Source organism: Paenibacillus sp. S150 (genome assembly GCF_019352175.1).
In the GTDB taxonomy this organism is placed as follows: Bacteria; Bacillota; Bacilli; order Paenibacillales; family Paenibacillaceae; genus Paenibacillus_AQ.
On record NZ_JACBYI010000015.1, the window covers coordinates 17,363 to 35,850 of the forward strand.

General features: G+C 53.0%; 17 protein-coding genes and 1 pseudogene. 2 read left to right on the forward strand and 16 right to left on the reverse strand.

What is annotated here, in order from left to right:
* Positions 1 to 4 precede the first annotated feature (4 nt).
* From HYD27_RS15205 to HYD27_RS15240, 8 genes and pseudogenes are all read right to left on the reverse strand, one after another.
* The gene (locus tag HYD27_RS15205; protein ID WP_219216505.1) at positions 5 to 1,201 is read right to left on the reverse strand and encodes a M20 metallopeptidase family protein; all 1,197 of its coding nucleotides are present in this window, start codon (positions 1,199 to 1,201) and stop codon (positions 5 to 7) included.
* Positions 1,202 to 1,208: 7 nt separating this feature from the next.
* Positions 1,209 to 1,943: a FadR/GntR family transcriptional regulator gene (locus tag HYD27_RS15210; RefSeq protein ID WP_219216507.1), complete on the reverse strand. Its 735-nt coding sequence runs from the start codon at positions 1,941 to 1,943 to the stop codon at positions 1,209 to 1,211.
* A 481-nt stretch (positions 1,944 to 2,424) separates the two neighbouring features.
* Positions 2,425 to 3,402, reverse strand: a complete 978-nt coding sequence (locus tag HYD27_RS15215) for a mannonate dehydratase (protein ID WP_219216509.1) — start codon at positions 3,400 to 3,402, stop codon at positions 2,425 to 2,427.
* 6 nt (positions 3,403 to 3,408) lie between these two features.
* Positions 3,409 to 3,780 (reverse strand): type 2 periplasmic-binding domain-containing protein, encoded by a 372-nt coding sequence (locus tag HYD27_RS15220; protein WP_219216511.1) that lies wholly within the window; start codon positions 3,778 to 3,780, stop codon positions 3,409 to 3,411.
* The gene (locus HYD27_RS15225) at positions 3,723 to 4,424 is read right to left on the reverse strand and encodes an extracellular solute-binding protein (protein ID WP_228745160.1); all 702 of its coding nucleotides are present in this window, start codon (positions 4,422 to 4,424) and stop codon (positions 3,723 to 3,725) included. Before HYD27_RS15225 ends, HYD27_RS15220 begins: the two co-directional genes overlap by 58 nt.
* Positions 4,425 to 4,481: 57 nt before the next feature.
* Entirely contained in the window at positions 4,482 to 4,724 is a 243-nt protein-coding gene (locus HYD27_RS15230) for a hypothetical protein (protein ID WP_219216513.1), read from the reverse strand.
* A 22-nt stretch (positions 4,725 to 4,746) separates the two neighbouring features.
* Positions 4,747 to 5,583 carry a carbohydrate ABC transporter permease gene (locus tag HYD27_RS15235; RefSeq protein ID WP_219216515.1) on the reverse strand — a complete coding sequence of 279 codons (837 nt, stop codon included), beginning with the start codon at positions 5,581 to 5,583 and terminating at the stop codon, positions 4,747 to 4,749.
* A 2-nt stretch (positions 5,584 to 5,585) separates the two neighbouring features.
* Positions 5,586 to 6,485, reverse strand: a pseudogene (locus HYD27_RS15240) (carbohydrate ABC transporter permease).
* A gap of 301 nt (positions 6,486 to 6,786) precedes the next feature.
* Between HYD27_RS15240 and HYD27_RS15245 the strand changes: the two are divergent.
* The gene (locus HYD27_RS15245; protein ID WP_219216517.1) at positions 6,787 to 7,683 is read left to right on the forward strand and encodes an RraA family protein; all 897 of its coding nucleotides are present in this window, start codon (positions 6,787 to 6,789) and stop codon (positions 7,681 to 7,683) included.
* Between the two features lie 33 nt (positions 7,684 to 7,716).
* Here HYD27_RS15245 and HYD27_RS15250 read toward each other — a convergent pair whose 3' ends face one another.
* From HYD27_RS15250 to HYD27_RS15270, 5 genes are all read right to left on the reverse strand, one after another.
* The gene (locus HYD27_RS15250) at positions 7,717 to 8,241 is read right to left on the reverse strand and encodes a helix-turn-helix domain-containing protein (protein WP_219216519.1); all 525 of its coding nucleotides are present in this window, start codon (positions 8,239 to 8,241) and stop codon (positions 7,717 to 7,719) included.
* A gap of 140 nt (positions 8,242 to 8,381) precedes the next feature.
* The gene (locus HYD27_RS15255) at positions 8,382 to 9,158 is read right to left on the reverse strand and encodes an ABC transporter substrate-binding protein (RefSeq protein WP_219216522.1); all 777 of its coding nucleotides are present in this window, start codon (positions 9,156 to 9,158) and stop codon (positions 8,382 to 8,384) included.
* Entirely contained in the window at positions 9,062 to 9,988 is a 927-nt protein-coding gene (locus HYD27_RS15260; RefSeq protein ID WP_219216523.1) for a carbohydrate ABC transporter permease, read from the reverse strand. Before HYD27_RS15260 ends, HYD27_RS15255 begins: the two co-directional genes overlap by 97 nt.
* A 417-nt stretch (positions 9,989 to 10,405) precedes the next feature.
* Positions 10,406 to 10,609, reverse strand: a complete 204-nt coding sequence (locus tag HYD27_RS15265) for a sporulation protein Cse60 (protein WP_219216525.1) — start codon at positions 10,607 to 10,609, stop codon at positions 10,406 to 10,408.
* Positions 10,610 to 10,720: 111 nt separating this feature from the next.
* The gene (locus HYD27_RS15270; RefSeq protein WP_219216528.1) at positions 10,721 to 12,772 is read right to left on the reverse strand and encodes a glycoside hydrolase family 38 N-terminal domain-containing protein; all 2,052 of its coding nucleotides are present in this window, start codon (positions 12,770 to 12,772) and stop codon (positions 10,721 to 10,723) included.
* Positions 12,773 to 12,937: 165 nt separating this feature from the next.
* On the opposite strand from HYD27_RS15270, the gene HYD27_RS15275 reads away from it, so the two are divergent.
* Positions 12,938 to 13,900 (forward strand): helix-turn-helix transcriptional regulator, encoded by a 963-nt coding sequence (locus HYD27_RS15275; protein ID WP_228745162.1) that lies wholly within the window; start codon positions 12,938 to 12,940, stop codon positions 13,898 to 13,900.
* A gap of 1,446 nt (positions 13,901 to 15,346) precedes the next feature.
* Here the strand turns inward: HYD27_RS15275 and HYD27_RS15280 are convergent.
* Genes HYD27_RS15280 through HYD27_RS15290 form a run of 3 tightly spaced genes read right to left on the reverse strand, consistent with a single transcriptional unit; the run spans position 15,347 to position 18,484 of the window.
* A complete protein-coding gene (locus HYD27_RS15280) occupies positions 15,347 to 16,027 on the reverse strand; it encodes an ABC transporter ATP-binding protein (RefSeq protein WP_219216531.1) in 681 nt (226 codons plus the stop codon).
* 20 nt (positions 16,028 to 16,047) lie between these two features.
* Complete coding sequence (locus tag HYD27_RS15285; RefSeq protein ID WP_219216533.1) at positions 16,048 to 17,184, reverse strand: ABC transporter permease; 1,137 nt, start codon at positions 17,182 to 17,184, stop codon at positions 16,048 to 16,050.
* A gap of 1 nt (position 17,185) precedes the next feature.
* On the reverse strand, positions 17,186 to 18,484 hold the full coding sequence (locus HYD27_RS15290) for an ABC transporter permease (RefSeq protein WP_219216534.1): 1,299 nt from the start codon (positions 18,482 to 18,484) through the stop codon (positions 17,186 to 17,188).
* Positions 18,485 to 18,488: the final 4 nt, after the last annotated feature.

The window sequence follows — 18,488 nt, forward strand, 5'->3', positions numbered from 1 at the left end:
GTTTTTATGATGTATGACCACTACCGGATAAATAATGTAAGGCAACTGCGGATAGCATCGCGACACCGTAAGGCATTGCGCTCTCATCCAGATCAAACTGCGGATGATGAAGGGGATAACGGGTCCGCTCCTCATCATTGCCGGTTCCCAGCCGGAAGAACGCACCCGGAACAGCTTCCGCATAAAAAGCAAAATCCTCACCGCCTGTTGAAGGCTTAATGTAGCTCCACCGCTTGTCCGCAAACAGAAGATCGCTGGCTTCCGTCACCCGTTCAACCATGGCTTCATCGTTGATTACAGCCGGATACGACTTGATATAATTCAGCTTATATTCTGCGCCAAAAGCCTCGGTCACCCCGCGCACCACCTGTTCGATCAGCTGCGGCATTTGTTCTCTTACAGCCGGTGACAAGGTGCGTACCGTTCCTGTCATCTTCACATCGGGAGCAATGGCGGCGCCCATATACCCTCCTTCAATGCGGCCGATCGTAATGACTGAAGTTTCGAGCGGGTCGATCATCCGGCTGGGAATATTCTGCAGTGCGGTGATCACCTGGGCGGAAACAGCGATGGCATCCACCGCCTCATGCGGACGGGCCGCATGTCCCCCTTTACCGATAATGTCAATTTCGATACTGTCTGCCGAGGCAAAAGCAACACCTTTGGCTACCCCCAGACTTCCGGTGGACAATCCGGGAAATACGTGAATTCCGGCAATGGCATCCACCCTGGGGTGTTCAAGCACTCCGTCCTCCATCATGGCCTTGGCCCCCGCCAGCCCTTCTTCGGCCGGTTGAAAGATAAATTTAATATTCCCCTTCTGCGGTTTCCCCAGACCGGTAAGCAGTTCCGCGGCGCCCATCAGCATGCTGGTATGTGCATCGTGCCCGCAGAGGTGTGCTACACCCGCATTTCGTGAAGAATATTCCGCTTCCTTCCGGTCCTGGATGGGCAGAGCATCCATATCAGCTCTCAGGGCGATCGTCGGTCCCTCCCTTTCCCCGCGCAGCAGCCCAACAACGCCGGTGCCGCCGACCTGTGTGATAATCTCCAGTCCCAGACGCTCTAAATGCTCTGCCACTATGGCCGCTGTCCGCATTTCCCGGTAACCAAGTTCAGGATGACGGTGAAAGTCGCGCCGCCAGCTGATTAGCCGGCTGCACAGTTGCTGCGACAGGCTCAGGATATGATCGTAAGTCATAACAGCTCTACCTCCCTTCTTCCCCGCCAAAAACTCTGGAATAAATGGCTGCCGCAGATTTTCCAATATGCTGCCGCATGATTTCTTTGGACAACCCGGCATCCCTGGCCTGAATCGCTTCAAGCAGCTTGCTGTGCTTCTCATAGTTCACAGAGCGAACCTCGTGATTATAGGGCATCAGGTCAAGTGCGGGATTGATTTGCGTCCGGATCTGGCGTACAGCTTTCTCGAAATACTGATTATTGGAGGCCTTCGCAATGCTCAGGTGAAACTTCACATCCAGCGCCCGGAATAATTCCCGCGGACAATCTTCGGCTCTGCTCAAATCCAGAAACTCCCCGAGCTGACCAAGCTCTGCCGGGGTAATCCGCTCAGCCGCCAGAAAGGCCGCTTCCGGTTCGATCAGTGCTCTGAACTCGAATACCTTAAGCATCTTGTCCCAGTCCCGCTCGATTTCCTTTCTTGTGCGGCGGTGGGAATTCATTGTGACCGGAAGGACAAAGGTTCCGCCTTTGGCACCCACCCGCTTCTCAATGAGCCCCTTGGCTTCAAGCTGTCCCAGCGCCTCTCTCACGGCCAGCCGGCTGGCGTTAAAGATCGTCGCCAGCTCCCTCTCGGTTGGCAACTGCTCCTCAGAGAGCAATTCCTTCAGAATGATAGCTTCCTCTAACTGCTCGAGTATAAAGTCGCTGACTTTTTTGGAGTTCACTTTTTCGAATTGCAATGGAAATTGAAGCTGCATTCATTCACACTCCATTTCATCAACTCTAATGTTATATGGTTCAAACCTTAGACCTTTAAAAAGATCAAAAAAAAAGATGTTTATTACGCTAACTATACGATCCGTCCACAGGCATGTCAATATACATCACGCAAATTTTAATTAATTAATAACTGGAAACAGCGAATGTTATAGAAGATTACATATAAGAATTCCGCTCTGTTTAGTATACAACATAGAAGCTAAAAGGAGAATCCCCCTCACGGTAGAGCGGCATGGATGTCTATTTTTCTGCAATTAAAACGGCATCTGATCGCTTGTTTCGGCTGCACTTATCACACAACAAATAAATCCCGGGGTTCAGGATTTCCTGACACCCGGGATTAGGCTGGTTCCGGCTTCATGCTGTGGATAATTTAGTGTACGATCTCCCCCCCATATGGCTAAGCTGATTAATGCATGCTCTCTCCGGCCTGCCAACCAATGATTTTCATGCTTGCGCTTACGCCTGCTTGCGGGAATACCCTGCCGCTTCCATCAGCCCCAGCAAATAGCCGTTGCCGAACAGGCGGCCCAGAATTTCATAGCCCGGATTCCCGTTGCTCTCTCCCGCCATCGTCGGCACATGGTCCGCCCGTACGGGACCGTCGAATCCCACCTCATAATAAGTCTTCATAGCTGCGAACATATCGGTTTTGCCGTCATCATGAAAGGTTTCCTGGAACTTCTCCGGTGTTCCCGAGACATCGCGGAAGTGGACGAAGAAGATTTTCTTCTGCTCCCCGAACTGGCGGATCACTGCCGGAATATCGTCCCCGCTCGTAGCGAGCGTCCCCTGGCACAGGGTGATCCCGTTACAGGGGCTGGGCACCAGGTCAATGGCCCGCTGGAGCGCTGCCCCGCTCGTCAATATCCGCGAGATGCCCCGGATCGGAGAAATCGGCGGATCATCGGGATGCAGCGCCAGCTTGACCCCGGCTTCCTCAGCCACCGGCACCACTTGTTCCATGAAGTACTTCAGGTTCTCCCACAGGCGTTCCTCACTCACCATTCCCTGCTCCGTCAGCGGAACCGTGCGCATTCTCTCATGCTCATAGCCCGAGACCAGCGCCCCGCCGCGGGCCGGCAGCCCGACAGAGGTGCGGAACCAGTTGAATTCGGCCATGAAGTTGTAGCACAGCACCGGAATGTTCAGCCTGCCCATATTGCGGATCAGCGTTTTGAAATACCCGATTTCCTCATCTCTTCCCGGCAGTCCCAGCTTGATGCCGTTGGAGGGCGGCATGTTCTCGATGACGGTAACACGCAAGCCTTCCTCAGCGTACATCCGCTGCAGCAGAACCATATTGTCATAATCCCAGGGCTTCCCGTCCGTCAAGGCAGTCAGCGGAATCACGGCATCGGTAATGCCCATCTGCTTGCAAAGTGTCCAGAAATTGCATTTATAATCATGATAAAAATAAGCCTCGGCTACCTGCATTCTTCATCACCCTTGCGAAGAGATTTTGTCCTGCACTTCCTGGCCTTTTTTCATAATGGTCTCATAGGCTTGATCCAGCGTCTGCTTGTTGAACATCACTTCGGTCATCGTGTCGCTGTAGGTTTTGACAAAATCAGACCAGCCGGAGGGCGCCGGGGAGAATGGCATCGCCTTGGGGGCCGCCAGATCGTACATTTTTACCCCAAGCAGCTCGCCGGGAGTCAGATCGTCCTTGATTGATTCAAAGATAACATTGCTGATCGGGATGCCCCGCGTGGTCCCCAGCAGCTTGCCCGCCTCCTGATCGCTGATGAACCATTTCAGGAACTCTTTGGCTGCCGCCTTATTGCCTGAATTCGTGCTGAGCGACAGATACATCGTGGATTGTGCCCAGCCGCCGCCGGAAGGCCCGGAAGGTTCACGATTTCCAGCTTGCCGGGCATTGCGCTGTCGAGTGCCCCTACAGCTCCGACAGGAACGCCGCGCGTCATGACGCGGCCGGAGATCAGCGGATCGGAGGCCGGATCATTCTCGATCATGGAGAAGGTGGTCTGGGCGTCCGGAATGATGCCGCCCGCCCGGAAATCCACATAAATCTGCTGGAATTTATACCAGGTCTCCTTGTCGATATTCAGAGTGACACCGTCAGCGAATACCGGGCCTTTGCCGTAAGCCATTTGATAGGCCTGGTACGTATCCCAGTAATTGGTGTAATCGCCGATGCCGTACTTGCCCTTGGGGAGCTTGTCATGCGCTTCCTCGGCGAAGGCGAAGAACTGGTCATACGTCCAGTCTTGTACAGGCAGGGTAACGCCCGCGGCTTCCAGCTCAGGCTTGTTGTACACGAAGCCGTTGCCGTTATAGCTGAGCGGGATGCCGTAGAGCTTGCCGTCGATCTTGGATTTCTCCAGCACACCGCTGTCAATGACATCGCTAAGCTCCATGTCCGACAGGTCCTCAAGCACACCTCTGGCTGCATATTCCTGTATGTAGGTGGCATCCATTTGCAGTACATCCGGCAGCGACCTGGAAGCGGCAAGAGTCGGAAGCTTCTTCCAGTATCCATCCCAATCCGTATATTACGGGGTGAAGGTGATATTGGGATGGATTTGGGTATACAAGTCCACCGCTTCAAGCGTCGCATCATGGCGTTCCTGCGAGCCCCACCACATAATTTCCAGATTGGCCTTGGCCGAGGCCGGAGCCTGACTGCCGCCTGAGGCAGCCGGCTCTTCTGTCTTTTCTCCCCCACAGCCTGCCAGGCTGCTCCCCAATACCATGATTGCCGCCAAGCCTATGACCGCTCTTTTTTTTACATTCATCTATATCATCTCCTCGGTTAAATTAACCCTTGATGCCGGTAGTTGCTATTCCGTCAACGAAATATCTCTGCGCGAACAGAAAAATAAGCGCCGAAGGCAGGATGGACAGCAAAGACATCGCCAGCAGTTGCCCCCACTGAATGTCGAATTGATCGATGAACATCCGCAAGGCCAGACCTACCGTGTATTTATCAATCGTATTGAGATACAGCACTTGGGCCAGGAAATCATCCCAGCTCCAGATAAAGGTGAAGATCGCCACGTTCATCAGCGCGGGAACGATAAGCGGCAGAATGATCCTGTAATAAATGCCGAACGTTGAAGTTCCGTCAATTGTGGCGGCTTCATCCAATTCCTTGGGAATCCCGCGGATGAATTGTACGACCAGAAAGATAAAAAATGCCCCGCCGCCCAGAATATGCGGAATAATTAATGGAATGTAACTGTTTACAAAACCAAAGTTATTAAACAGAATGTACTGCGGAATAATCGTCACCTGTGCCGGAAGCATCATGGTCATCAGCAGCACAGCGAACCAGAAATTGCTGAGGGCAAACTTGATTCTTGCAAACCCGAAGGCGACCAGCGAGCTGCTTATAACTGCTCCCAGCACATTCCAGAACTCCATGACAAGCGAGTTTTTGAAAAAAGTGGCAAAGCTGTAGTTGTTCGAAAAGTTCCAGCCGTCAATGTAGTTGTCCCAAATCAGCCGCTTCGGCCAAATCGTGGGCAGCCCCATCTCGGCCGGTGACTTCAATGACGCCCCAATCCACCACAAAACGGGATACAGCATCAGTATGGAAGCCGCAATCATCACCGCATGGATCCATATGCTATTCTGTTTCACCTGCAGCTCCATCTTTATTTCCCTCCCGTTTCGTAGAATACCCAGTATTTGGAGGCCGTGAAATTAATGGCGGTGAAGACGCCGATGATCACCAGGAGAATCCAGGCCAGCGCCGAAGCATATCCCATTTGAAATTGGCTGAAGGCCTTTTCGTACAGGAACAGCGCGTACGTATAAGTCGCATTGGCCGGCCCGCCTCTGGTGACAATGAATGCCGAGGTGAACATTTGAAAAGAGCCGATAATGGCCTGAATCAGGTTGAAGAACAGCACCGGCGACAGCATCGGCAGGGTAATGCTGAAGAATCTGCGGATGGCTCCGGCACCGTCCACTCCCGCCGATTCATACAGCTCTTTGGGAATTTGCTTAAGGCCGGCCAGAAAAATGACCATCGTCGAGCCAAACTGCCATACGTTCAGCAAAATCAGCGTGCCCAGGGCAGTTTCCGGATTGGAGATCCAGCCCATTCCCTGTATGCCGAACATGGCCAGTATCTGGTTGATATATCCGTCCATCCCGAACATATTCCGCCACAGCACCGAGACGGCAATGCTCCCCCCGATTAGCGACGGAAAGTAGAAGGCGGTGCGGTACAGGTTGATTCCCCGGATGCTCCGGTTGAGCAGCATGGCGACCATTAAGGAAAACGCCAGCTTCAGCGGCACGGAAAGGAATACGAACAGAAAGGTGACCCGCAGCGATTTGTAGAAAAGCTGGTCATGAAAGATATCCCTGTAATTCATTAGCCCGATCCATCCGGGAGCTTCCAGCAATGAATATTCCGTAAAGGATAGATAAAGCTATTGCAAAATCGGCCATAACGCCAGCAGCAGAAATCCGGTCAGCCAAGGTGAAATGAACAAATAACCGGCGATATGGCGGGAGAGTGATTTTTTAAGAGAAAGATTGCTCATTTCAAGAACAACACCCCGATTCATGTAATATGGCGAGTACTCCCCATTAATATAGCACCGGCATCAGAGGCTTAATAGCAGACATACTTATGATGGCATACGATGATTTTACGACTTGAAAACGGCATAATTTCCAGATTATAACTTAAATTGAACAGCGCCTTGCCAAATGAAAATTCAGGGGGGTGTAATCTACAATCCGCTGAAAAATAGTATTGATTCTGCTGATAGACCGGCTTTTGCAGCCTGGGTATGATGAATAGGGATCAGAGATTATGGGCTCAGGAGAGGATGGATACGCATGTTTGACCGCAAGGAAGATATCATCAAATGGACCGGGAAGTGGACCGGTGAGCGGTACGGAAACGGCAGGCCCAAGGTGCCGGATAACATTTTGGAGCGCATGAGAAAGATCACGCTTGAAGAAGCATGGATGCCTCTATGGAACAATGGCTACCGCTTTCAATTCGAGGGAGGCTTCAAAACCGTACATCCCGATCAAATTATGATTGGCCGCGCCGTCACGGCTGTCATGGTGCCAACCCGTCCGGACCTTCATGAAACGCTGGTGGCGGCTGGAGCCGATGAGGGCAGAAAGGGCTTTTACAATCAATGGGTCATTGACGTGCTCGGGGAGAACGACGTTGTGGTCGTGGATATGTTCGACAAGGTGCATTTGGGGACTTATGTCGGAGGGAATTTGTCTACCGCAATCGCCACGCGCACCAAGAACGGAGGAGCCGTAGTCTGGGGCGGCATACGCGATAATGAACAGGTCAGCAAAATCCGGGATATCAACGTCTATTACCGGGGTTCGGACCCTACAGCCATTGCGGATGTAGTAATGACAGGCATGAATGTGCCGTGCCGTATCGGCGCTGCCATTTGTCTGCCGGGAGATATTGTCTTCGGCACGCCGTACGGGGTAATCTTTATTCCGCCCCATTTAGCGGAACAGACCGTCATAGAAGCAGAGAAGTCGCAGATCAGGGATGTGTTCGGCTTCATCAGGCTGCGTTCGGGCACCTATACAACCGCGCAGATTGACTCGCCGTGGACAACGGAGCTGTGGAGTGACTTCGAAGAGTGGTTCCGGAACGGCGACAGCGCCAGGGAATTCCGGCATCTCAGCTGGGAGAAGGAGATCGGAGAGGCGCGGAGCCTGCCGGCAGGGGATTCTGGGCAGGTCAGACCATAGGCAAACCGGCTGAAGGGTAGGGGCTGCCGGCCTCTATCCCAAGCGCCGGTGCAGCAAGCCGGTCTTGCGCTCACGGTATTCGCTTGGCGTCAGCCCTACCTTCTGCTTGAACAGCTTGCTGAAATAGCGCGGGTCCTGATAGCCGATATGCCGGGAAATATCCATGTTTTTTAGATTAGTTTCTGTAATCTGCCGCTTGGCCTCGTCAATTCTAAGGTCGGTCAATGTCTCAATGAAGGTTTTTCCGGTACGGATCTTGAACAGCATGCTCAAGTAATTGGGCGTAACGAACACCTCGGCCGCGATGCTCTGCAGAGTGGCATCCGCAACATTCTTCTTCATATGCGAGATAGCCAGCTCCACAATATTTTGATCCTCCTGCTGTCGGTATTCCCGGTGCGCCTTATGCATTTCCAGCAAAATGCCGCATACCCTTTCTTCCAATTCGGACAGCAAACTGATATTTGTAATCTCAACCAGCGACAGATTGAACAGTGCGGGCAGATCATTTTCGCCGCGCACAGACTGCTCCACCGAGACAAGCAGGCGAATCGTCAATGAATAGACGGTTTCCTTCTCTACAGGCCCTTTAACATACAGGGAGTTATAAAAAGAATGTACAAGGGATTGCAGCGCTAAGGCATCCCCATTGCCGGCGACTTCTTCAGCAACCGATTTCTCATAAGTGTAGGGATAGTCTACATGTTTGTTGCGTCCCAGGTAGGGAAGTCGGCAACCGCCCAGTCGTTTTTGGCCGGAAACTGGTCGTTGAATACCCCGATATCCCAGGTTGCCGCAGACAGCATGCCGATATTTCCTTCCGCGAACTGGGCACGGATCATGTCATTGTCGTAGGTTCCCACTCCGGGGAAGACGCTGCCGTCCTTGTTCACATCAATCCACCATTCCACGTATTTGGCAAACGGCGAGAAATCGTATTTTCCGGTGACGGCGTTCCAGCCCTCGCGTCCCATGATGTCGCCGGAGACTGCCGACGGATAAATCACGTAATATCTCCATAAGGCCGTCTGCTTCACAGGAAGCCCGAGGCCGAACTTCTGTCCGCCGCCGCTGGCCGTGATCTGCTTGGCATAATCGCTCATCTCCTGCCAGGTAGCAGGCGGCTTTTCCGGATCAAGCCCCGAAGCCTTGAACAGATCCTTGTTATAGATCAGCTTGAAGGTGGTTACATTCTCGAATACCCGGTCCAATTCGCCGTTTTTGGCGGTTGGCGGAACTGTGAGAGCGGATTCATCAAAGCGTTCGCGAATCTCCGGCGTAATCAGAGGGTTCAAATCGAGCGGATAACCCGCATTCACCAGATCGGTGGAAATATTATAGGCAATATCCGGCAGATTGCCGGCGTTCAGTGCCAGCTTCAGCTGCTCCTCGTAATTGTCGGCAAATACCTTATAGCTGATTTCGATATTGTCGGGATTGGTTTCATTGAATTTTTTGACCAGGGCCTCACGCACTTCCAGGTCATGCCGCGAGTTGACCCATACCTCTCCGTCGCATTATTCGGTCCGCCGTTCGTCAGCACCAGGAAAGGGCCCATGGATTTGAGCGTGCCCAGAATGGACAGGAACAGGATCATCTGCAGAATACGGCCCATCATCGGAATCGAGATGTAACGCATCCGTTTCCAGCCTGTGGCTCCATCCATATCGGCGCTCTCATAGACATCCTTCGGAATACTGGTCAGTCCGACCAGGAAGAACAGCATGTTGATCCCGAAGTTCTGCCAGGCATCCATCACCATCCCGCTGGCAAAAGCGGTCCAGCCGCCCGACAGGAACTGGACCGGCTGGTCAATCAGGTGAAGCTTCAGCAGCAGCTGGTTCAGCCCGCCGTTATAGGGATTCAGCAAAATGTACATAACAAGCGCCATCGTGGAGCCGGGCAAAATATACGGCATGACAAACATCGCCCGGAAGATATTCCGTCCCTGCAGCCTGGAGTACAAGAGCAGGGCCAGCACAAACGCCAGGGGCAGCTCAAGCAATATTTTCAGAGAGAACAGCGCCTGCTTCCACAGGGAGGCCCAGTAAATCTGGTCGTCCATCAGACGCTTCAGATTGGCAAGTCCGGTGAACCGCTCCGGCATCACGCCGTCATAATAGTAGAATACATATTTCAAAGCCCAGCCGATCGGATACAGTGAAAAGACCACAAAAAAGCAGACCGGAACCAGCAGCATCAAATATGCGGGGCCATACTTTCTCATAAACCGGGAGAAGCGCCCAAGGCTTCCGGTATGGAGAGAAGCGCCGGTAAGTCCCGGCTCTGCGGACAGCCTGCTCATGCGCCCACTCCACCCTTCATGCTTATGCCAAGGAACAGGCGCGGGAATATTTGCGGTAAAGGATGCGGCAGTGACGGACTCTTGTCGCCGGATTTCATGGGTCATGCCCCTTTCTTTCTGTTGGTACCGCCATTATAGCACCGGCTTTTCCCGCCTTCGCCCCCTTGGACTTTGGAAATACTGCATTTTATGGGGCGGAATTTCGCGGGGGCTGCCTCACACCAAAAAAGTGGCCAGCAGTCAGATGACGGTTAAATTACAACTTTCCATTCCCTCCGTCCCCTAGCGGACCGGGAACACCCTTATTGCAAGCGGGAGCTTTGCCATTAAGCACCTGAAACCAGGGCAGCTGAGGCAGGCCCTTCCTTAAAACAAAAAAAGAACCGCTATGCAGCGGCTCCTTCGCATCTGTCCCTCTTATTTCGTAAAAACAACCAAAGCGGTGTACTTGCTGTCCGACTGTACTCCGTGCTCTGAATTTGTGGTCACAGCGGTAGGAACAACCTGATATTTGATATCTATAAGCTGTCCCTGCTCCATTGCCGATATGAATTCATCTATCATATCACTAAGCTCCGTTATGTTGTGAGCTTCAAAGGCCTCAATTGCATAATATGCCATTTAAATCACCTCCCCATATCAAAATTCGACATAAGGAATTTTTTTCCTTCTTTTACTTTATTATTTTTCCATTATAAGAAAAATCAGCCTTCCTAATTTAAATAAAATAATTCAATTTTCCAGGGTGCCCCGCTCACACAGCGGAACCTCCTCCAGCATGCGGGACGACAGCTGCACACGGTAAGTTCTGATCTCAAATCCGTTCAGGCTGACCGCCTGGCGGATGCCGAGCTCCGGGAGACTGACCATAGTTGCGCCGCCGCTTCCGGTTGGCTCGAACAGGCGCAGAATGAAGCCGCCGCCGTCTTCCTCCTTCTTAAAGGCGCTGAGCTGAACGCTGTCATCCTCCAGAATGACACAAGGTCCGGGCTGCTCCCCTTCTCCTGACGGAAAGAAGGACAGGGCATAAGGCCGTTCATTATGAACCAGCGCTTCCCGGTCCACCCGTGCTCTCCGATCTGCAAGCCCACCTGCATTCAGCCAAAAGGTGTAGCAGCGCTCCCCCTGGTCCATGCGCGGCTGGAAGCGGTCCTGGGGCATAATCGGACGGTCGCCAATTGGATGCGCGCAATATCCGGCGCTCCGCAGGAGGGACAGGCGCACCTCGCCGTCGCGGAAATCCCCGCCATAGCTTCCGTTGTTGATGCAGGTGACCGCTAGCTTCTGCGCAGCATCCTCCACCGAAATCCATTTCTGTGCCACCGTCTCCTGGCCCTCCCGGTTCAGCGGATTCACGCCAAAGGCGGTCTGGCCCATGTAATCCCCCTGCTCCAGGACGGTTGGAATGGACAGCTTGAGCAGCTTATCCTTCTCATTCCAGTACACCCGCAGTTCGATCTCAACCTCCGTCCCCTGCTTGGGCAGCTTATAGATCTGGCATATGCTGGAGCTGCCGTACTTCAGGACCGCTTCGATCACAGTGCGGACCTCCCCGTCCTCGATCACCCGCACAGCCGCAAGCGGATGCTTTACGCCGGAGAACAGCGCGCTTTCCTCCGCATTCATCAGCGAGAACCGGCCTTCGGGCTCGTCAAAGGCCGTGATGTCCATTCGCCACGGATCTTCATTATCCTTCAGCACCAGGGGGGCGAAGGCGCCCGGATGCAGATACGCGGTTCCCCGCACAGCATACTCATCCATAAGTCCGGTCTGCGCATTAATGACCACCAGCAGCTCTGCGGTCTCAAACCGGAAGCCTCCGTTCTGCTCCTTGAGCAGAGTCAGCGGCTTGAAGGGCAGCATGGCAATCCGGCAATCGAACCGGTTCATGGAGGAAGGGGCCAGTTCCGCTGTGAAGGCTGCTCTCTTTCTCCAGTCCAGCGGAATATTGCTGCGCTCCTTCTCCGGCTGGCAGGGGAGACGCTTCTCGTCCTGGTAAACCACTGGCATGGAGAACTCTTCCTTCCAGTTCTGGTCCTCCAGCATGAATTCGCATTCCCATACCCCCTTCACCGCAAACGGATGCGGATTGTAGATCAGGACCGGATATTCTTTCGGCGCAGCCTTGGGCTGGCCGGCGGCCAGGGCAAAGAACGCTCTGGCCTTCAGCCGGGCGAGGATTTCAAGCCCATGGCCGAGCTGCCGCAGCGAAGCCTCCTCGGCGTTTTGCACCGAGGAACCCGGCAGAATATCGTGAAACTGCACAGTCAGCAAATCCCGCAGAGCTTCATGCAGATCACGGTCGGGATAGGGCAGGAGACCCTGCAGCGCAGCCGCGGACAGACGCATGAAGATGTAGGAGTCATAGCCCGCCTGCTGGAGAATCTGCACCAGCCCGCGCGTATGTCCGAAGGAATCGAAATTGATCGCCGTGGTCGGCTCCGCCCCGAACTTCTCGCGGAAGTAGGCCTTCCCAAGCAGAATCTGGCGGACAAAGGACTCGCCGGAGATCATATTGCAGTCGGGCTGTAAATACCAGCCGCCCATGATCCTCCATTTGCCTTCCTGAACGAGCCGCTGGATGCGCCCAAACAGCAAGGGCTCATATTCTTCAACCCACTGATAGAGAATAACCTCGTTATGGTTGAAAATATACCCGTCATGCTCCTCGCAAAATTCTGCCGCGGCACGGAAAGTGGATACGGCTGCAGCCGCCCCTTCCTCCCATTCCCACTGCCAGACCGGGTCCAGATGGGCATTGCTCAGCAAATGCAGTTTTTTCATGTATTGCAGCCTCCTCTTAACCTATAGGGATGTCTCGCTTCTTCCTATATTGTGAGGCAGGACGGCAGGGGAGTACATTTCCAATTCACACGTTTATTTGTCCGATTATGATATAATCAGCAGCAACCAACGGAAAGACGCCCAGAAGAGAGGAATTTGGAGAATATGAAAATCAGTGAATGGAAAACTGTTCTGCCTCCTGTATTCAATGCATTATGCCGTGAAATCCGCATTCAGGATGCTGTAGTTGATTGGGTAGATATCATTTTTGAACAAATTGGCACAGCCAGTAAATGCCCGTCCCATGCCCATACCTGGTTTGAGTTCAACTATGTGCTGGCCGGTCAGCTGGAGACGCAGTTCGGAGCAGATTCCATCTCTGTGCAGGAGGGGGAATTCTTCCTGATTCCTCCGGGCATGGTGCATTCCCATTCCTATACCCGCGGCAATCCGCATGAAGGACTCTGCTTCCGGTGGCGGATTGCCCGTGCTGAGCCGGAGAATGACGGAGAGAAAGCTTTTGGCTTGACGGGCGGCGGGGAGGCTGAAGGCTCATTCTATGCAAGGCTTCAGCGGCTGCATCACTGGAGGCCCGGGTCATACCGGGATGAAGAAGGCTTCGGCAGATTGCTGAAGCAGTTCCTGGAGGAGGCAGCCGTAAGCCGCTCGGAGCTGGGACTGCAGCTTCTGCTCGTCCGGCTGCTGGATCAGCTCAGCCGCCTGCAGCAGGAAATGGAGGGAGATGCGAAAGCCGTCCGGACCCCGCAAGACCCCATCGTCCGCAAGGTGGATATCTATCTGGAGGACTTTCAGGGCAGCCGCCTGAGCGTAGCCGGGCTGGCCGCCTCGCTGCATATGAGCTACGGGCATTTGTCGCGCGAGTACAAGAGGCTTACCGGATACACCATTGTAGAACGGATGAACCAGATCCGCCTGGAAAAGGCCCGGGAGCTTCTGCTCCTTCCCGGCATCCTGATTTCCGAAGCCGCAGAGCAGGCCGGCTTTGCGGATTTAAGCTACTTCAGCAGAACTTTCAAGAAACACTATGGACAAGGGCCGCAGAGCTACCGCCGGGAGTATGCCGCAAGCATAATTCCGGCTGCGCCGGATGCGGACAGCCTTGTATAAAATAACCCCACAAAGCCATCCATGCCGCTGACGCGGCACCACAGATGATGGAAATGGGGGCGTAAAGTTATTTCCAGGGGAGTGGGGCCTTGGCTTCGATGATTTACTCAGGTACTTTTCGGGGACCCCAAAACATATAAATTCTTATCTTTCATGCAGAAACGGCTGCGCCGTCCTTAACCGTGCAGCGCAGCTGTTTGCATTTCAGGTGTAAGGCTGGCTGCTGAAGCCAGGCGGGAAGCCAAGTGGAAAAGGTCACTTCATACTCCCCTCAGCCGCTTTTTCGCTAATCGATCCGTTTCACCCCCTTACTAAGGAATACGCCTAAATTCAGATGAACTTGAACCATTCATCCAAAGGGCAGCCATTTTAGTGGTAAAAAGGATAACTAATCCACCGCATTCGGAGACTGGATCATCCCTAGTGGGAAAAAGTATAACTAATCCGGCTGAAATCAGCCATATGGGGGGAGAAGGCCTCCATTAAGTGTACAAAATCCCACTAAAGCCCGTTCAAGCCAGAATTTCAGCCCATTAGTGTTACTTTTTCCACTTCGCTTCCGTTCCCTATGAATCTCTTCCTTGCGTTCCGCCAGCTTGTTCAGATTCTCCGGTTCAATTCAGGATAAATTAGTTTCTTTAGTTACTTTTTCCACTTCGCTTCAGTCCCCTATGAATCTCCTCCTTGCATTCCGTCAGCTTGTTCAGGTTCTCCGGTTCATTTCATATACATTAAGTTTCTGTATTGTGTTTTTTAAAGATTACAGACCCGCCTCCCGCTTAAACAGCGGAGCGGATGGACGGACCCGCGGAACAGCGGCAGCGGCCGCCTGGGTCTCCGGATTTTCACCGCTAAGAGACTGCGGCGAAATAAAGTACCGCTACATTGTTGACAAAACTCCCAAAACCGTGGAGCTTTTGTCAACAAAAGCGGGTACTCATTTCCTCGCAGCTCCTAAGGGGAATGAAATAAATCTGGAGAGCACAGCGACCCGGACAACGCTCCGTTCGCGGAGCGGCCGCTCCAAAAGCCTGAACATATCCTGCGCAAAATAACCCCACAAAGTGGGGCCTTGGCTTCGATGATGTCTCAGGTACTTTGCGGGGACCCCAAAACATATAAACCTGAATTTCGAAAGTGAATTGAACAAATCCAGATCGGACAAGGGATAGCCCCGCTTTTTCCATCACCCATTGGGTGCAAGTTGTTTTTCACAAAAAATCCCTTCGTGTAGAGCCTTTTAGATGATTTGTAGATGCTTACTTTCGAATTCAGGATAAATTCTTATCTTTCAAGTGGAAACGGCTGCGCCGTCCTGATAGGACGGTATCCGTTACAGCGAGAAAAAATCCTGACAAATCAAGAATTTCTTGATTATCAGTATTGGCGGCAGCAGGATTCCGCTGCTTGGCAATAAACGCTGCAGACCAGCTGGAGTCCAGCCTGTTAAGCATAATTCCCGATTCTATCAGGCGTCCGAATCTCTTTGATGATTCCGTGCTCCAGACGGATTTGCCGCTCGGCCAGCTCGCCTACCTCAGGCGCATGAGTGACCATAATAATTGTATGGCCTTCTCTGTGCAGCTCCTGGAACAGCTCCAGCACAATCTTTTCATTGGACTCATCCAGATTCCCTGTAGGCTCATCGGCCAGAATCAGCGCCGGGTAGTTAATCAACGCTCTGGCGATGCATACCCGCTGCTGTTCCCCCCCGGAGAGCTGGCGCGGCAAATGCTTCGCCCGGCCCCCCAGGCCGACCCGGGCCAGGGCTGCCGCAGCCTCCTTCTCGTCAGGCATGCTGTGATAATACTGGGCCACCATCACATTCTCAAGCGCCGTGAGATGGGGGATCAGGTGAAACTGCTGGAACACCAGTCCAATCTTGTCCTTGCGGATTTCCGTCAGTTTCTTGGAGCCCAGCGAGCTGGTGACAATCCCGTCGATCTTCACCTCGCCGCTGGTTGGTTTGTCCATCAGCCCGATCATATTCAGCATCGTGCTCTTTCCCGAACCGGAGGAGCCCATGATCGACAGCCATTCCCCCGGCTCTACAGAAAAAGTGATATTCTGCAATGCATGCAAATTCCCATATTTTTTGCCCATTCCGGAGATTTCCAGAATACTCATTGTCCTGTCCCCTTTCTGTGCTATTCCCCTTTGAGAACAACAGCCGGCTCTATGCCGATGACGGATCTTAGCGGAATCAGAGAAGCCAGTCCGGCTACGAGCAATGCGGTCACCGTGACCAGCGGAATCACTGCCCAGCGAAAGGAAATCGGGGAGTGGAATACACTTTGCCCGATAATCTGGGCCAGAAAGTAGCCGAACACCAGACCGGCCAGTGTACCTGCCAGTGCCAGCACTCCTGCTTCGCTCAGAAATTCCAGGGAAAGAGCTTTATTGTGGGCTCCCAGCACCTTTTTCAAGGCGATCTCCTGCTTGCGCTCCATGACCATCGTCATCATCGTTGTGGCTACGCATAATAAAGTGGACAAAAGAATAATCACAACGACGATATATACAAGCGAGCTGATCTTATCCAGCATGACTGCCTCGGAGCCGGAAATTTGCTTGATCGGGCTAAGCTTCATTTGCGGAAATTTGACATCGGCGGCAGAGGCCGCGGCATCCAAGCCCTCCCCGGCAACACTGAAGTAAGCCGCATTGGCCATGCCTTCCTGCTGAAACAGCTTCTGGGCATCCGCAAGATTGATAAAAATCTGGTTATCTTCCGTCCCGCCGCTGCTGATGGTGCCCGTCACCGTGACCTTTTGCTCATTTCCCGTTACTTCGTCCTGCAGCGGCAGGACCGTTCCAATCTTGTAACCCAGCTTCTCGGCTAATGCCTTTCCGACAAGCACCGTCCCGGAAGCCTTGCGGTCACTCTCTATTGTGCCGGTAATCTCCCAATAGGGGGTGATTTTGGAGATTTGATCAAACCAGGTGCCTACCACCACAAGTCTGCGGGAATTAATTTTCACCAGCCCGTACAGGTTCGATGTGTATCCCACTACATCCTCCTGCGGGAATATGCCGGCAATCTCCTGGGCGGTGCTCTCCGGAAATACTTTTTGCTGGGATTCCGCAGTAGGGGTGAGGATTAGATTGGCACCGTAGGACCGGAATTCCATCCCCATTTTAATGTTGATATCGTAATATACGCTGAGTAATCCCGAGATCACTGCAGTTCCGACAATGATGGCGAACAAAGCAATTAACATTCTCGATTTTCTAAGCTGAAAGGAGCTGGCCAGCATTCTGAAGAACATCGCTGATTTACGCATGCTATCTCCCGCCTCTCATTACATTGGCAGGCTGAAGCCGGATAACCATCCGCATTGCCGAGAAGCTGCCCGCCAAGGTGAGCAGCACAGAGAGCAGCAGGACCAGCGGCAGAACCAGCCCTTTGAAGGTAAGCGAAGTATCAAATACAGTCCGGTCTATAATATGGGCAAAGCCAAGTCCCGCCCCGTAGCCGAGAAGTCCGCCTACAACGCCGGATATTACGGCTTCCATTACAAACAGCAGCAGAACCGCGTGGCTTTGGGCCCCCAGCGCCTTCATAAGGCCAATCTCTTTGCTTCTTTCGAGTACCTTAGTGGTCATCAGGCCCGAAATGCCCAAGCCGGAGCTGATCAGTGCGGCAGCCGTGAGAATAAACATCAACAGCTGGATTTTGGTCAGAATCATGCCTTCGGATTCGGCAACCTGCCGGATCACCTTGGCCTCGGAGCCGGGCAGAGCCTTCTCAATCTGATAGGCAATGGCGCTGACATAGGCGGTGCAATACCAGGTCTCGTAATCCTTGGCGGAGAGCCGTTCCGGATTCAGCGCCGCTCTTCTCGCCAGCTCGTTCTCCGGAGTCGTCAGTGCACTCACCTCAACCCTGCCCACTTTGCCGGATAACCCTGTCGTTTGCTGCAAGGTTCCGAGAGAGACAAAGATTTTGTCGTCATCCGTTCCGCCGCCGCTTAAGATTCCTGCTACCTTCAGCGGCAGGCTCTTGCCGCCGCCGTTCACATCGACATTGACCTCAAGTGTCTGCCCGGGCGCCAGCCCGAGCTGATTGGCCAGTGCTGCGCCTACCAGCGCAGTGTTGCTGTCATCGTCCTTTACCCATTCCCCTTCAACCTGCCACCAGGTTTTGAGCTGCTCTATTCCCGTATTAATCCGTTCTCCCGTTGGAAGTTCCAAATCTTTGTTGAACCAGGTACCTACCACTGCTACAGGATGATTCACCTTAGCTACATTGGCGGAGGCTTCCAGATAAGGGGTAAAGGCAACAATGTTATAGGCCCAGAAGATCGTCTTAATCTTCGGCAGTTCTTCCTCTGCAATGAACTCTCTGTCGGCAAGCGGATTGAAATCCACCCCGTCTATTTCCGCAGGCAGGGCATCCATTTTTGGAATGACCTGCAGGTTGGCGCCATAGGTTTTTAATTCCCGGTTCATTTTATCGCCGACATCCAGAGACACGTTCAGCATAGCCGTAGCGAGGGACGCCCCGAAGGCAATCGTAACGATGAGCAGAATCTTGCCTTTGAAGCCAACGGTAAACGCTTTGGCGAGCATTCGAAAAAACATCATT